This window comes from Allosaccharopolyspora coralli (genome assembly GCF_009664835.1).
GTDB lineage: Bacteria > Actinomycetota > Actinomycetes > Mycobacteriales > Pseudonocardiaceae > Allosaccharopolyspora > Allosaccharopolyspora coralli.
The window spans coordinates 4,137,914-4,153,049 of record NZ_CP045929.1 but is presented as its reverse complement, the minus strand read 5'-3'; the positions used below and the strand labels follow the sequence as shown (position 1 = coordinate 4,153,049).

13 protein-coding genes are annotated in these 15,136 nt (G+C 69.1%); 8 read left to right on the top strand and 5 right to left on the bottom strand.

The features are described from left to right. Window positions 1-5: 5 nt before the first annotated feature. Window positions 6-389, top strand: a complete 384-nt coding sequence (locus GIY23_RS19350) for a cytidine deaminase (protein WP_154077960.1) — start codon at window positions 6-8, stop codon at window positions 387-389. Between the two features lie 134 nt (window positions 390-523). Continuing rightward, window positions 524-1,813: a thymidine phosphorylase gene (locus GIY23_RS19345; protein WP_154077959.1), complete on the top strand. Its 1,290-nt coding sequence runs from the start codon at window positions 524-526 to the stop codon at window positions 1,811-1,813. A 174-nt stretch (window positions 1,814-1,987) separates the two neighbouring features. Here GIY23_RS19345 and GIY23_RS19340 read toward each other — a convergent pair whose 3' ends face one another. Further along, on the bottom strand, window positions 1,988-3,262 hold the full coding sequence (locus tag GIY23_RS19340; RefSeq protein ID WP_228717392.1) for an apolipoprotein A1/A4/E family protein: 1,275 nt from the start codon (window positions 3,260-3,262) through the stop codon (window positions 1,988-1,990). 319 nt (window positions 3,263-3,581) lie between these two features. Between GIY23_RS19340 and GIY23_RS19335 the strand changes: the two genes are divergently transcribed. Beyond that, on the top strand, window positions 3,582-4,670 hold the full coding sequence (locus GIY23_RS19335) for an adenosine deaminase (RefSeq protein WP_154077958.1): 1,089 nt from the start codon (window positions 3,582-3,584) through the stop codon (window positions 4,668-4,670). Window positions 4,671-4,943: 273 nt separating this feature from the next. Here the strand turns inward: GIY23_RS19335 and GIY23_RS19330 are convergent, their stop codons facing one another. After that, window positions 4,944-6,176, bottom strand: a complete 1,233-nt coding sequence (locus GIY23_RS19330) for a primosomal protein (RefSeq protein ID WP_154077957.1) — start codon at window positions 6,174-6,176, stop codon at window positions 4,944-4,946. 210 nt (window positions 6,177-6,386) lie between these two features. Here GIY23_RS19330 and GIY23_RS19325 point away from each other — a divergent pair, with 210 nt between their 5' ends. Then, entirely contained in the window at window positions 6,387-6,965 is a 579-nt protein-coding gene (locus GIY23_RS19325; protein WP_154077956.1) for an SMI1/KNR4 family protein, read from the top strand. Window positions 6,966-7,471: 506 nt separating this feature from the next. Here the strand turns inward: GIY23_RS19325 and GIY23_RS19320 are convergent. The 3 genes from GIY23_RS19320 to deoC are packed head-to-tail and all read right to left on the bottom strand — an operon-like array spanning window position 7,472 to window position 10,774. Continuing rightward, the gene (locus GIY23_RS19320) at window positions 7,472-8,371 is read right to left on the bottom strand and encodes an aldehyde dehydrogenase family protein (protein ID WP_154077955.1); all 900 of its coding nucleotides are present in this window, start codon (window positions 8,369-8,371) and stop codon (window positions 7,472-7,474) included. After that, window positions 8,364-9,809, bottom strand: coding sequence for an aldehyde dehydrogenase family protein (locus GIY23_RS19315; protein ID WP_154077954.1), 1,446 nt, complete (start codon window positions 9,807-9,809; stop codon window positions 8,364-8,366). Before GIY23_RS19315 ends, GIY23_RS19320 begins: the two co-directional genes overlap by 8 nt. Continuing rightward, window positions 9,806-10,774 carry a deoxyribose-phosphate aldolase gene (gene deoC, locus GIY23_RS19310; RefSeq protein WP_154077953.1) on the bottom strand — a complete coding sequence of 323 codons (969 nt, stop codon included), beginning with the start codon at window positions 10,772-10,774 and terminating at the stop codon, window positions 9,806-9,808. Before deoC ends, GIY23_RS19315 begins: the two co-directional genes overlap by 4 nt. Before the next feature lie 171 nt (window positions 10,775-10,945). Between deoC and upp the strand changes: the two genes are divergently transcribed. The 4 genes from upp to kynU all read left to right on the top strand — a co-directional run bounded on the left by upp (window position 10,946) and on the right by kynU (window position 15,042). Beyond that, a complete protein-coding gene (upp, locus tag GIY23_RS19305; RefSeq protein WP_154077952.1) occupies window positions 10,946-11,569 on the top strand; it encodes a uracil phosphoribosyltransferase in 624 nt (207 codons plus the stop codon). Window positions 11,570-11,930: 361 nt separating this feature from the next. Then, on the top strand, window positions 11,931-12,785 hold the full coding sequence (locus GIY23_RS19300; RefSeq protein ID WP_154078985.1) for a tryptophan 2,3-dioxygenase: 855 nt from the start codon (window positions 11,931-11,933) through the stop codon (window positions 12,783-12,785). Further along, complete coding sequence (locus GIY23_RS19295; RefSeq protein WP_154077951.1) at window positions 12,782-13,831, top strand: amidohydrolase family protein; 1,050 nt, start codon at window positions 12,782-12,784, stop codon at window positions 13,829-13,831. Before GIY23_RS19300 ends, GIY23_RS19295 begins: the two co-directional genes overlap by 4 nt. Then, on the top strand, window positions 13,828-15,042 hold the full coding sequence (kynU, locus tag GIY23_RS19290; protein WP_154077950.1) for a kynureninase: 1,215 nt from the start codon (window positions 13,828-13,830) through the stop codon (window positions 15,040-15,042). The genes GIY23_RS19295 and kynU overlap by 4 nt, the downstream gene beginning before the upstream one ends. Window positions 15,043-15,136: the final 94 nt, after the last annotated feature.

Here is a 15,136-nt window from a genome sequence, read left to right as displayed (position 1 = left end):
CCGCCTTGAGTTCAACCACTGTGGACTGGAACGGGCTGCGAGCGGCGGCGGAGCAGGCCGCGGCGAAGGCGTACTGTCCCTACTCGTCGCTGCAGGTCGGCGCCGCCGCGGTGTGTGACGACGGTCGAGTCGTCGTGGGCTGCAATGTCGAGAACGCCTCCTACGGGCTGACCTTGTGCGCGGAGTGCACGATGGCGGGCCAACTGCGGCTCACCGGAGGCGGGAGGTTCGTCGCCGTCGCGTGCCGCAGCGGCGACGGCGACCTGCTGATGCCGTGCGGCAGATGTCGCCAGCTGCTCCACGAGCTCGGCGGACCCGATTGCCAGCTCGACACGCCACGCGGCATCAGCACCATGCGCGACGTGCTTCCCGACGTGTTCGAGCTCTGAGCGCAGCGTGAGTCTTTTTGGTTGCTATAGCCACCAAAAAGACTCACGCTCTTGCGGTGGCTCGCGGCTCGCTGGTGTGGGAGTACTGTCGCTTTCGATCGGCTGTTCCGAGATGGACGGAGGACTCCACTGCTATGGCGCCCACGGCGATCGAGGTGATCCGCGCGAAGCGCGACGGGCAGCGGCTCGACGACGAACAGATCGACTGGGTCGTCCACGCCTACACCCGCGGGGACGTCGCGGACGAGCAGATGTCCGCGTTGGCGATGGCGGTCCTGTTGCGCGGGATGGACCCCGACGAGACCGCCCGCTGGACACGCGCGATGGTCCGTTCCGGCGAACACCTGAATCTCTCGACCGTCTCCCGCCCGACCGTCGACAAGCACTCCACCGGCGGTGTCGGCGACAAGATCACACTCCCGCTCACGCCGCTCGTCGCCGCGTGCGGTGCGGCGGTGCCGCAGTTGTCTGGCCGCGGCCTCGGGCACACCGGCGGTACCCTCGACAAGCTCGAGTCGATTCCCGGCTGGCGGGCGAGTCTGTCGACCGACCAGATCCGGACACAGCTCGCCGACGTCGGAGCGGTGATTTGTGCGGCGACGGACGGGATCGCCCCTGCAGACCGCAAGCTCTACGCGTTGCGCGACGTCACGGGCACCGTCGAGTCCGTCCCCCTTATCGCCAGCTCCATCATGAGCAAGAAGATCGCAGAGGGCGTGCAATCCTTGGTGCTGGACGTCAAATGCGGCACGGGCGCGTTCATGAAGGACGCCGCGCAAGCGAAGGAACTCGCCGAGGCGCTCGTCGCGATCGGGCGCGGCAACGGGCTGAACGTCAGCGCACTCATCACCGGTATGTCCGTGCCGTTGGGGCGTGCGGCGGGCAACGCTCTCGAAGTGTCCGAGTCCGTCGAGGTCCTTCGCGGCGGAGGACCGTCCGACGTCGTGGAACTGACGGTCGCGCTCGCGCGCGAAATGCTCCGCCACGCCGGCCTGTCCGATGTGGATCCCGCACAGGTGCTCGCGTCCGGCCGGGCGTACGAGACATGGCAACGGATGATCGCGGCCCAGGGAGGCGACCCGGACGCGGACCTTCCGCGCGCCGCTCACACGCACGTGGTCGAGGCTCCGACGAGCGGAACACTGGCCACATTGGATGCCTACGCGGTCGGGGTGGCCGCATGGCGCCTCGGCGCGGGGCGTACCCGCAAAGAGGACGCGGTGCAGCACGGCGCTGGAGTGCGCTGCCTGGCCAAGCCAGGGGAGAAGGTGGTAGCGGGTCAACCGCTGCTCGAGCTGCACACGGACACCCCGCACGCGGTTGAGGGTGCGCTGGACGCGCTGCGCGAGGGTTACTCCGTCGGCAACGACAGCACCAGCCCGGCGCGCGAGCCCGGCCCACTGGTGCTCGACACGATCCGCTGACCACTTTCGGGCACAGACAAATGCGGGGAGTCCGCCTCGTCAAGGCGAACTCCCCGCATTCCTACTGCTCACAGCCCCACGGCCTGCCGAACGCCCCCACGCCGACCCTGTGGACAACTCCGCCGCCTGTGGACAGCGGGGTGGCAAATTCGCGCGAATTTGCCACCCCTGGGGTCAGGCGCTCTCGGCGGTGTAACTGTCGGCGTCGTCGGTGGCGGACTTGTCCTCGTTGCGCTTGGCGCTCTTCGACCGACCACGGCGCTGCTGTGAGCGTGGCAGCGTGGTCGGCGGTGGCGGCGAAGCAGCCTGGCCGCCACCACCGAGAATGAGCTCCGCGAACGTCGCCATCGCCTCGTCCAACTGACCGGCGTGACGCATCTCCGTCTCTTCGTTCGCCTTGCGCACCACCGAGTTCACCGCCTCGGTGTCGGGGCGCTCGGAGATCGTGCTGCTGAGCTGCGAGAGGTTCGTCGCCAGCGTGCCGCCCAGTTCGCCGAGACCGGTCTTCACGCCCTCCTCGACCGTGTCCAGCCTGCTCGACACGCCCTGCTCGACGGACTCGAGCCGGGTGGAGACACCCTGCTCGATAGTGTCCATGCGGCTCGTGACTCCCTGCTCGACGGCCTCGATGCGCGACTGCACGTTCTCCTCGACCCCGTCGAGACGGCCGGAGACCTTGTCCAACCGGTCGGTGAGCGACTCGAGGCGTTCGGCGAGTGCGTCGAGCCGCTCGGTCGGGTCGACGGCGGGGCGCTCCTTGAGCTCACCCAAGGTCACCTGCAGCTCGTCGCGGCTGCCGGTGACGGATTCGCCGATCGAGGTCCGCAGCCCGTCGCCGGACTCGGTGACCGAGCGCTGCAGTGCCTCCTTGGTGCCGTCGAGGTGTTCGTGCACGCCCTCGTCGACCTCGGCCAGGCGCCCACGCAGGCTCGTTTCCACAGCATCCAGCCGTTCCCGCAACGGGGTGCCCACGGTGCCGGGCAGCTCGTCGATCCGGGTGTCCTGCTTGTCGAGATGCCCGCCGAGTTCGTCGAGCCGTTTGTGGATGTGGGCGAGCTTGTCCTCCAGCCCGTCCATCCGGCCCGCGACGCCGTCGAAACGGCCCGCGACCCCGTCCAGGCGCCCGTCGAGCTGAGCGAACGGCTTGGCGAGCTTGTCGACGATGCCGTCGACGGCGGTGCGCACCGCGGCGATAGCGCCGTCCTGGGCGTCCACCTTGGCGAGTGCCTCGTCGAGGCGCTCGGCCAGGACGCCGACCTCGGTGCGGTCGGGGAGCTCGGACAGCCGCTTGCGCACGGAGCCGAGCGACTCCAGCGGAGACATCCGGGCGTGGATCTCGTCGAGTGCGTCGAAAATCTGCTGCTGTTCGCTCTCGCGGATCTCGGCGGCACGCGTCAGCATGTTGCGCATCCGGTCGAACGACAACGCGGATTGGTTGTTCTCGTTCACGGCTGGGGCGTCCTTCGTCGAGGGGAGGGGAGGACATTTGGAGCGTAGCGACTCGATCTGCACGCTCCCCGGCGCCCCCCGACACGCTCCGTCATCTCCGAGGGCTCCCGACCGTCCGGAACATCCGGCGGAATTGCTGCGAAGAGTGCAACGAGGACAGTGGCGAACAGGCGCACGGATTCCGCCGTTCGTCGTCATCGGTGGTGACGGCGGTCCGGTCGTTCTCCGATTGGGCCGGGCGCGTGAGTTCCGGGTGTCTCGGTGTGAGCTGTGCCGAGGTGGGAGGTCGAGGGCTCGGCGGGGGTAGTAACGTGAATCCATGGAGACTCCGGTGAGCTTGGACACGATCCGCCTTGCCCCCAAGGTGTTGTTGCACGACCACCTCGACGGCGGCCTCCGTCCCGAATCGATCATCGATCTCGCGCGGGCCGTCGATTACCGTGACCTCCCCAGCTACGACGTCGATGAGCTGGGACGATGGTTCCACGAAGCGGCCGATTCCGGGTCGCTGGAGCGGTACCTGGAAACGTTCGCGCACACGGTCGCCGTCATGCAGACGCGAGACGCGCTGACCCGAGTCGCCGCCGAGTGCGTCGAGGACCTCGCCGATGACGGCGTCGTGTACGCGGAAGTGCGCTACGCCCCCGAACTGTTCCAGGAAGGCGGCTTGTCACTCCCCGAAGTCGTCGAGGCCGTGCAGGACGGTTTTCGGCAGGGTGAGCGCCTTGTCGCATCGCAAGGAAAACGTATCCGAATCGGTACATTGTTGTGTGCGATGCGGCAGAACGCCCGGTCCGCCGAAATCGCGGAACTCGCCGTCCGGTACCGCGATGTGGAAGTCGTCGGATTCGACATCGCGGGACCGGAGGCGGGGTTCCCGCCTACCCGTAACCTCGACGCCTTCGAATACTTGCGACAGCAGAACGCGCATTTCACCATCCACGCGGGCGAGGCCTTCGGGCTTCCCTCGATTTGGGAGGCACTGCAACATTGCGGTGCCGAACGGCTCGGCCACGGGGTCCGCATCGTCGACGATCTCAAGACCGACGCCGACGGCAACGTTCAGCTCGGCAGGCTCGCCGCCTATGTGCGGGACCGCCGCATCCCACTCGAAATGTGCCCGTCGTCGAACCTGCAGACCGGCGCCGCGCCCTCGATCGCCGAGCACCCGATCGGAGTGCTCGCCGACCTGCGGTTCCGCGTCACGGTCAACACCGACAACCGGCTCATGAGTCACTGCAGCATGTCCGGCGAGTTCGCCCTGCTGCACGAGACGTTCGGCTACGGCTGGTCGGACATCCAGAGGTTCACGGTCAACGCCATGAAGTCGGCGTTCATCGGCTTCGACGAGCGGCTGGAGGTCATCGAGACCGTCATCAAACCCGGCTACGCCACCTTGCTCGGCTGAGCCGACTGCGACGGCCCGGCTTCACGGCCCGACCCGAAGTGGCCGACCCGAAGTGGCCGCCCCGAAGTGGCTGGCCCGAAGTGGCCGACCCGAAGTGGCCGACCCGAAGTGGCCGACCCGAAGTGGCTGGCCTGGGGTGGCTGGTCCCGTGGCGTGGCGTGAGTCTTTTTGGTGGCTATGACCACCAAAAAGACTCACGCCACCGAGCGGGTGTCGGATCGCTGTGAGTTCGGCTTGCGGAGGGAGCGGTTCGCCGCGGTGGGCTCGGGTGGGTCAGTGGGAGCGGAGGCGGGCCTCGAGGTCCTCGACCAGCTTGCGCCAGGCGGAGACCTCGTGGTCGAACGGTCCGCTCGGCGGGAGACGGTTCGGGTCCGGGCGCAGAATGAACGAGACCAGCCAGCCCAGTCGCTCCGACGGTGCCAGCGCCTTGTCGACGCTCGAATCACCGGCCCAGTTCGCCGCGTCGACGATCAGCTCTTCGGCGAGGTCCAGCTGGTTCGGGTCCACAGCGGACGGACCTTCCGCGAGGTCGTCGGCCAACCCCGGCAGGACGTAGGTGTTGTCCGGGTCGACCTGCACCTCCAGTTCGCCGCCGGTGGCCTTCGAGACGACCCGTTCCCAGGTGGCCACCCGTGCCAGGTCGGTGCCTTCGCCGCCGCTGTCGGCCACGTGCCGGGACAACGCGCGAGGCGACGAGAACACGTCGATCTTGCCGTCGGAGCCGAGGAAGATCGGCTCGTCGTCGAGGTAGCAGCGCAGCGTGTAGTACTCGCCTTGGCTCGTGATGATCTTGATGGGGTCGATGCCGACTTCGCCCCAGAAGCCGGGCGCGGCTTCGTCCTCCACGTCGTCGTCCACTTCGGACGCCTCGGAGGTGGTGGCCGCGCTGTTCTCGTCCGTCTGCTCCCACGCTTCGGCGAGTTCCGTCTCCGCGGTGGTCACGGCGTCCTGGGAGACCTCCGGGGTGGTGACCACCGAGTCGATGGCGTCGAGCAACTCGTCCCACCGCTCGGCGACGACCTCGCAGAGCGCGTTCCACCGCTTCTGCCCGTCCTTGCCGCCGAACGCCAGAGTCCCCTGGTCGAGCATCTCGAAGCCGCTCGCCGCGTCGAGCACCTCGTTCACCGTGTCGAGTTCGCACACGTCGGCCAGCGACCGGGCGACCGAGACGATCTCGGCGAGCTCGTTGACCGTCCAGGTGTCCATCGGTTCGGAGACAAGCTCGGGCACTCCGACGAGGTCGAACTGGTGATCGTCGCCGGGGCTGAGTTCCACCGCCGACAGCGCGGTGACCACGTGCCACGCCGGATGGTCGTCGAGGTCGTGTGCGCGGTTGGCCCGGACGAACGCCGTCAGGTGCGCGGCGTCGGGGAACGCGTAGAGGTCGTCCTCGTGGCCGAGGAACGCCTCCCATTCCTCACCGTCCTCACGCCACCTGGGCGCCCACAAGGTAACCACGTCGCCCTGGGGCAGCCCCAGCTCGATCGGGACGATGTCCTGCGCCATCTCTCCACCTCCGGTCGCCGAACCAGGCGTGTGAGACGAGCCTACGGGTTCGGTGCGCACGCCGTGCTGCCCGGTCGGGTGCGACGCTATCGGCGTTCGGCCCCGGCTGTCACAGAAAATAGTGGGAACTTCCGGCGAGGCTCGTCACCCGGTCCCGCCGAGCACGGTTGGCGGTACCTCGCCGACAGGTGTGATCCCGATCATGGGCCGATGGAGGTCGTCGAGGTGTGGTCGGACATCGTGCGCTGGCTCGACGAGTACGCGCCGGTGACTGCCGCGTCGTTGCGGGTGCCGGACCCGGCGCTGGACGTGGCCCGGCTCGTGGAGGAGTTCGCGCTGACGCTGCCCGCCGACCTGATGGCGTGGTGGGAATGCTGCGACGGGACGGACGACGACGTGCTCGCCGACGTCCTCCCGCCGTTCTACACGCCCTACGGTGCGCGGCGCTCCCTCGAGGCTTGGCGGTGCCACCGGCGATCCTGGGCGGAGCGGGACGAGCCGAACGGCTTCGGCAGGGCGGGCTCGGAAGCGACCGGTTTCCATCCGGCATGGGTGCCGATCGCCGGCGACGGGTTCGCCGACGAGCTCGTGGTGGACCTGCGTCCCGGGCCGTCGGCCGGCTGTGTGCTGGAGTGGGAGCAGGAAACGTCGCAGACGGCCCGGCCCGAATGGGCGGACGTGTCGGCGATGCTCAGCGACGTGCGCCGCGCCTTGGTGGAGGGCACCTCCGCCGGACACAGCCATCCGACGGTGACCGAGGACGGGCGCCTGGACTGGCAGGTCTGCTGAGAGTGCATTTTGGAACTGGCTTGTGTGCCCGTAGGGCACGGTCACACGTGATCAGTCGGGGCACGGTGAGGGGCTCCGGCGTTTCAGTTCGTGCCTCGCAAGGCAGGGGTTCTCGCCGCGTACTCCTCGTACTCAAGAGGACCCCCACGCCGCGAGGCGCGAACTGGGGCGGCGGTACCGGAGCACCGACCTCAGTTCCACAACGCTCTCTGAGTCCTTCGAGGCGTAGCTGGGTCTGCTGGGCTGCGGGATCGTCGACATCAGGTAGGGCCTCTCCAGCACGTCGACGCCGTCCGCCAGCCGCGAGGTGAGAACCCGCGGGTGGCCCGTCTGCGGGGACCGGCGGAAACCTCGGCGCACTGCCACAGCCTCACTCCGCGGGCCGTCTTCGTCGCGTTGTCGCACCCGCACGGCGCGCGCCCCGACGCCGATCGTCCACGTAACGGTGACGACGAGTGCGCTCGCCGGGATCGGTGGGCCGACGACGAGGTCGCGACCCGCCCGGGTCAGGTGCCGACCGGGTGCCAGACGGTCTTGGTCTCGGTGAAGGTGCGCAGGCGTTTGATGTCCGCCGGACGGGTCCAGTCCGGCTCCGAGGGAGTGCCCGCGAGGACACGCTTGACCGTGCCTGCGGCCGCGTGCTCCAGCTCGGCGCGCTGCTCACCGGCTCCGGTGAGGTCGAGCGCGTTGACGTCGGCGTGCGCGGCCAGCCACGGGCCCAGCTCACCGGCCGAGCCGGTGAGCAGGTTGAGGACCCCGCCGGGCACGTCCGACGTCGTGAGGACCTCGGAGAACGTGACGGCGGGCAGCGGACGCTCACCACTCGCGACCACGACGCAGGTGTTTCCCGCGGCGAGCACCGGAGCCACGACGCTCATCAGGCCAAGCAGCGACGAGGACTGCGGCGCGAGCACGCCGACCACGCCGGTCGGTTCCGGCACGCTGAACGAGAAGTACGGTCCCGCGACCGGATTCGCCGCTCCGAGCACGGACGCGATCTTGTCCGTCCAGCCCGCGTACCACACGGTTCGGTCGATCGCGATGTCCACAAGGGACTGGGCGGCGGCGTCGTCGACACCTTCGGCCGCGGATACCTCCGCTGCGAACTGCGCGCGGCGTCCCTCCATGACCTCGGCGACGCGGAACAGGACCTGGCCACGGTTGTAGGCGGTCGCGCCGGACCAGCCGCCGAAAGCCCCGCGTGCCGCCGACGCCGCGTCACGCACGTCCTTGCGGGAGGCGTGGGCGGCGTTGGCGAGGAACGTGCCGTCGGCACCGGCGACCTCGTACACCCGGCCCGACTCGGAACGGGGAAACTTCCCGCCCACGTACAGCTTGTAGGTCTTGGCGACCCCGACCCGGGGGCTGTTCCCGGTGGCCGGTTTCTTCGCGTTCTTCTCAGACATCGAGGTAGGCCTCCAGCCCGGCTCGGCCGCCCTCGCGGCCGAAGCCCGATTCCCGGTATCCACCGAACGGTGCGGTCGGGTCGAAACGGTTGAACGTGTTGGCCCACACGACCCCGGCGCGCATCTGCTGCGCGGCCCACAGGATGCGGGACCCCTTCTCGGTCCAGATCCCGGCGGAGAGCCCGTAAGGCGTGTTGTTGGCCTTGCTGATCGCCTCGTCCGGAGTGCGGAACGTCAGCACCGACAGCACCGGCCCGAAGATCTCGTCGCGGGCGATGCGCATCGACTGGTGCACGTTGGAGAACACCGTCGGAGCGAAGAAGAAACCCTTTTCCGGCAGCGAGCAGGGACTCGTCCACCGGTGCGCGCCCTCGGACTCACCGGTGTCGCTGATCTCGGAGATCCGGGCGAGCTGCTCGGCGGAGTTGATGGCGCCGACGTCGGTGTTCTTGTCCAGCGGGTCGCCGACGCGCAGCGTCCGAACCCGGCCGTGGAGCTTGTCCAGCAGCTCCTCGGCGATGGATTCCTGCACCAGCAGCCGGGAACCTGCGCAACAGACGTGGCCCTGGTTGAAGAAGATCCCGTTGACGATGCCCTCGACAGCCTGGTCGATCGGAGCGTCGTCGAAGACGATGTTCGCCGCCTTGCCGCCGAGTTCCAGGGTGAGTTTCTTGCCGGTCCCGGCGACGGTGCGCTGGATTTCCTTGCCGACTTCCGTGGAGCCGGTGAACGCGACCTTGTCGACGCCGTGGTGGGCGACGAGCGTCGCGCCGACGTCGCCCGCGCCGGGCAGAATGTTGACGACACCGGGCGGAAGGTCGGCCTGCTGGCAGATCTCGGCGAACACGAGAGCGGTCAGCGGTGTCGTCTCGGCGGGTTTGAGCACGACCGTGTTGCCGCACGCCAGTGCCGGGGCGATCTTCCAGGCGAGCATGAGCAGCGGGAAGTTCCACGGGATGACCTGTCCGCACACGCCGACCGGTCGCGGATCGGCACCGAACCCGGCGTGGTCGAGCTTGTCCGCCCAGCCCGCGTGGTGGAAGAAGTGCGCGGCGGCGGTCGGGACGTCGGCGTCCCTCGACTCCTTGATGGGTTTGCCGTTGTCCAGCGTCTCCAGCACCGCGAGCTCCCGCCCGCGTTCCTGGATGAGGCGGGCGATCCGGAACAGGTACTTCGCGCGTTCGCTGCCGGGCATGGACCCCCACCCGCCGTCGAACGCCGCGCGTGCCGCGCGTACAGCCGTGTCCACATCGGACTCGGCAGCGCCCGCGACCTCCGCGAGCAGTTCCTCGGTGGCGGGGTTGATGCTCTTGAGCGGTTCGCCGGCACCGTCGACGAACTCGCCGTCGACGAACATCCGGTAGTTCTCCCGCAGCTGTGCGATGTCGCGGGATTCGGGCGCAGGCGCGTACTCCCACACCGTCGAAACGTCGGTCATTGGTCCACCGCCACGTAGTCGGGGCTGCTGTAGTGCCCGTCGTGCTGGGTCCGCCGCTGCATGAGCAGGTCGTTGAGCAGGCTGGAGGCGCCGAAGCGGAACAGCTCCGGGCTCAGCCAGTGCTGTCCCGCCACCTCGTGCACCGTCACCAGGTAGCGGATCGCGTCCTTCGTCGTGCGGATGCCGCCCGCGGGCTTCACCCCGCGCAGCTGCCCGGTACGGTCGTACCAGTCGCGCACCGTCTGCAACATCAGGTGTGTGACCGGCAGGGTGGCCGCCGGGGATACCTTGCCGGTGGAGGTCTTGATGAAGTCGCCGCCCGCCAGTAGCGCCAGCCAGGACGCGCGCCGCACGTTGTCGTAGGTGGCCAGCTCGCCGGTCTCCAGGATGACCTTCAGGTGCGCCGATCCGCACGCCGCCTTGACGGCCCGGATCTCATCGAACACCTCGCCGTAGCGACCGGAGAGGAACGCACCCCGGTCGATCACCATGTCCACCTCGCTCGCGCCCGCCCGGACCGCGAGTTCCACGTCGGCGAGCTTCACCTGCCGCGAGGAGCGCCCCGAGGGGAACGCCGTGGCCACGGACGCGACACCGACTCCGGAACCCGCCAGCGCCTCGACCGCCGTCGCGGCCAGATCCGGGTACACGCACACCGCGGCGACCGGTGGTGTCTCCGGGCGGTCCGGGTCGGGGCGACGGGCCTTGGCGCACAGTGCGCGGACCTTGCCCTCGGTGTCGGCGCCTTCGAGCGTGGTGAGGTCGACCATCCGGATCGCGGTGTCGATCGCCCACAGTTTCGAGGCCTTCTTGATGCTCCGGGTGCCGAGCCCGGCGGCGCGCTGCTCCAGACCGACCTGGTCGACTCCGGGCAGTCCGTGCAGGAACCTCCGCAGCGCACCGGCGTCCTGGGTCGCGTCGCGCAGCGTGTCCGGCAGCGCGGATGCGGACGTGGTTGTGGCCATGGGCGGGAGTCTAAGCGCTGGTGGCCGACGGCGGCTCGGCCGTGTTCCTGCCCAGCGACGATCTCCGAATCGGACTGAGGAGCGGCACCGTCGCCGCGCCGGACGCGGCACAGGTGCCGTGCGCTCCGGTGCGAGACGTGAGAGGCGGGCTGTCCATTACGGTGGGCGGTCATGGACATCCAGGTCGTCGACCATCCGCTGGCCAAGGCGCGCCTGTCCACGATGCGCGACGCGCGCACGGACAGCGCCGCGTTCCGGGCGGCGCTGCAGGAACTCACCCTCATGCTGTTGTACGAGGCGACCCGTGAGTCGGAAGTCGCCGAGTATCCGCTGCACACCCCGGTCGCGAAGACCACGGGCTCGCGGCTCGCGGCGCCGCCGCTGCTGGTGCCGGTGCTGCGCGCCGGGCTCGGCATGGCCGACCAGGCGCATCGCCTCATCCCGGAGTCGCAGATGGGGTTCGTGGGCCTCGCCCGGGACGAGCAGACCCTGCAGCCGACGCCGTACATGGAGTCGCTGCCCGCCGAGCTGTCCGGGCAGGCGGTGTTCGTGCTCGACCCGATGCTGGCGACGGGTGGCTCGATGGCGCACACGATCAAGCTGCTCGCCGAGCGTGGTGCCACCGACGTCACGGCGATCTGCACGGTCGCGGCGCCGGAAGGCCTGGAGCTGCTCGCCGAGTCGGGCTTGCCGGTCCGGGTCATCACGGCGAGCGTGGACGAGCGGCTCAACGAGTCCGGGTTCATCGTGCCGGGTCTCGGTGACGCGGGAGACCGCGAGTACGGCACCGTCTGAGAAGTTGTCTGTGGTCTGTGGTGGTGGTCATCTACTGGCGTTCCAGCTTGCCGCTCGCGGCGTTGGGGTCGCCTCGAGTACCAGCACGTACGCAGCGGCGGCCCCGGGCCTTGCGAGCGACAACCTGCAACGTCGGAGCTTCTCACCGTGCTCGGGCTGAGCACGCGAGACCATGCCCTGACGGGCATCAGAACAAGAGCACAGACAAGCTCTCAGAGGGCATCTGGGAGCTGGCGGCGTTGACCGGTTTCGGCGGGCCTGTCTAGCCTTCTGCCCGGTACCGCTGTGGCACTCGGCTGATCACCGTCACAGAGGTGACACTGTGCTGATCGCCGTCACAGCGGCGGCCAAGGGGGAGCGGATGAGTACTGCGTCGAACCAGCGGCCCATCGAGGACGGAGTCCACCGGAACCTGGCCGACCGGATGACCTACGCCGGCTACCTGCACCTTGACGAGTTGCTGTCCTGCCAGCAACCGGTCAGCAGTACCGGGCACCACGACGAGATGCTGTTCATCATCCAGCACCAGACCACCGAGCTCTGGATGAAGCTGCTGATCCACGAGCTGCACGCGGCGAACTCCTACATCGCCCGGGACGATCTCGCGCCCGCGCTCAAGTCGCTCGCCAGGGTCAAGCACATCCAGAAGCAGATGTTCGAGCAGTGGGCCGTGCTGGCCACCCTCACCCCCGTCGAGTACGTCAAGTTCCGCGACGACCTCGGGCCGTCGTCCGGGTTCCAGTCCGTGCAGTACCGCACCATCGAGTTCCTGCTGGGCAACAAGAACGTCGCGATGATCGAGGTGTTCGCCCACGATCCGCAGGCGCAGGCGACGCTGCGGGAAACCCTGCACGCCCCGAGTCTCTACGACGAGTTCCTGCGCTATCTCGCCCGCCGTGGTCACGCCGTGCCCGCCGAGCTCGTCGACCGCGACGTGGCTCAGCCCTACGTCGCCAACGAGCACCTGCTGCCGGTGCTCAAGCAGATCTACGACAACGCCGAGCAGCACTGGTCGGAGTACGAGATGTGCGAGGAACTCGTCGACATCGAGGAGAGTTTCCAGCTGTGGCGCTTCCGCCACATGAAGACCGTCGAGCGGATCATCGGCCACAAGCGGGGAACCGGCGGTTCCAGCGGTGTGCGGTTCCTCAAGGCCGCGTTGGAACTCACGTTCTTCCCCGAGCTCCTGCAGGTGCGGACCGAGGTGGGGACGTGACCGAGCTGGTGCTCACCGCTGACGCCGGATGGTTCGGTGGCGACACGCTCTCCGGTCCGGTGGCGGTCGCCGTCGCGGACGGAATGATCACATGGGCAGGTGCTCCTGCGGAGGGGCCCGCCGCGCCTGCGCACCACGTCGACGGGGTCCTGCTGCCGGGGCTGGTGGATCACCACGTGCACACCGATCTCGTCGAGTACACAGCGTTGCCGTCGGCCGGAGTCACCACGGCGGTCGATCTGGGCGCGGTCGCGACTCGGGTGTTCCGACTCGCGGCCGAGTCGTGCCTGCCTGGCTTCGACGGGCCGCGCGTGCTCGCTGCCGGGCCGTTCCTCACCGCGCCCGGCGGGTATCCGACGGACCGGGAGTGGGCACTGGACGGGATGGCGTGGGAGATCGGGTCACCCGAGTCGGCCTCTCGCGCGGTGCGGGCACTTGCGCCGCACCGGCCGGTGACGGTGAAGGTGGCGCTGAACTCCGAGGCCGGGCCGGTTTTCGATGACGCCACGCTGCGCGCGCTGGTGGCGACGGCGCACCGGAGCGGCCTCACGGTCACCGCGCACACCGAGGGCGCCGGGCAGACCTCCCGGGCCGTCGCGGCGGGCGTCGACGTGCTCGCCCACACTCCGTGGAGCGAACGACTCGGCGACGAGTTGCTCGGCCGGATGGCCCGGCAAGTCGCTGTCGTGTCTACACTGGACATTCACGGTCGTGGCGTGGACTCGCCGCAGCGGGAGACCGCCGTGAGCAACCTGCGCCGCTTCCACGCACTGGGAGGACGTGTCCGCTACGGCACGGACCTCGGCAACGGCCCGTTGCCACTCGGCGTCAACGGCAGCGAGCTCGACGCCCTCCGCGCCGCCGAACTCACCCCCGCCGAGATCGTCCGGGCCCTCTGTCGGGAAACGGGAGGTGTGCGCATTCCTGCCGACCTCGTCGCGGTGCCGGAAGATCCCCTGACAGCGCCCGAGGTGCTGGCTCGGGCACGCACCGTCGTGCACCGTGGCACCGTCCTGCCGTCCACCACACCGGAGGGAACGCCGTGACACCCACTCTCGACGACGCCCGCGACCTCGACGCCCGGGACCGGCTCGCGTCGCTCCGAACGAGGTTCCTGCCCGCCCACGACGACGGCCTCGTCGCCTACCTGGACGGCAACTCCCTCGGCAGGCCTCCCCGGGCGACCGCCGACCGTCTCGCCGACTTCGTCGATCAGCAATGGGGCACCCGGCTCATCCGCGGCTGGAACGAGGGATGGCTGGAGTTGCCGGAACGGATCGGGGACCGCATCGGCGAGGTCTGTCTCGGCGCCGCGCCCGGCCAGGTGGCCGTCGGCGACTCCACCACGGTGTGCCTGTACAAGGTGATCCGTGCGGCGGTGAGCGCCCGGCCCGGCCGCCGCGAGATCGTGACCGACCGGGACAACTTCCCGACCGATCGCTACGTCGTCGAAGGCATCGCCGGCGAACTCGGGCTCACGGTGCGCTGGATCGACGTGGATCCCGATCGTGGAGCCACGCCCGAACAGGTGTCCACTGTGGTTGGCGAGGACACGGCCGTGGTGACGCTGAGCCATGTGGCCTACCGCACCGGTTTCGTCGCCGACATGGCCGCGATCACCCGCATCGCCCACGAGGCGGGGGCGCTCGTCGTCTGGGACCTCTGCCACAGCGTCGGCTGCCTGCCGGTCGAACTCGACGGCCTCGACGTCGACTTCGCTGTCGGCTGCACGTACAAGTACCTCAACGCGGGTCCCGGAGCGCCCGCCTTCCTGTACGTGCGCCGCGAACACCAGGACCTCCGGCAGCCGCTGCAAGGGTGGCTCGGACGCCTCGACGCCTTCGACATGGCGCAGGGATACGAACCGGCGAACGGCGTGCGATCCTTCCTGTCCGGGACACCGCCGGTGCTCGCGATGCTCGGTGTCGCCGAGGGTGTCGAGCTCGTCGCGGAGGCGGGGATCGGGCGAATCCGGGAGAAGGCCGCCGCGCTCACCGCTTTCGCCGTCGCGCTCGCCGACGATCGGCTGGCGCCGCTCGGTCTCGGGCTGGCCTCACCGCGAGACCCTGCCGAGCGCGGCGGCCACGTCACGTTGCGGCGGGACGACGCCGTCGAGCTCACCGCGAAGTTGACCGAGGCCGGTGTGCTCGTGGACTACCGGGCGCCGGACGGGATCCGCCTCGGCCTGTCGCCGCTGACGACGTCGTTCGAGGAACTCTGGAACGCCGTCGACGTCATCCACGCGACCGCCTCCTAACCTCACACCCCGACCTTGTCGAGCCCCACACCCCGCCCCTGTGGACAACTCCACCCCCTGTGGACAGAGGGGTGGCAAATTCGCGCGAATTTGC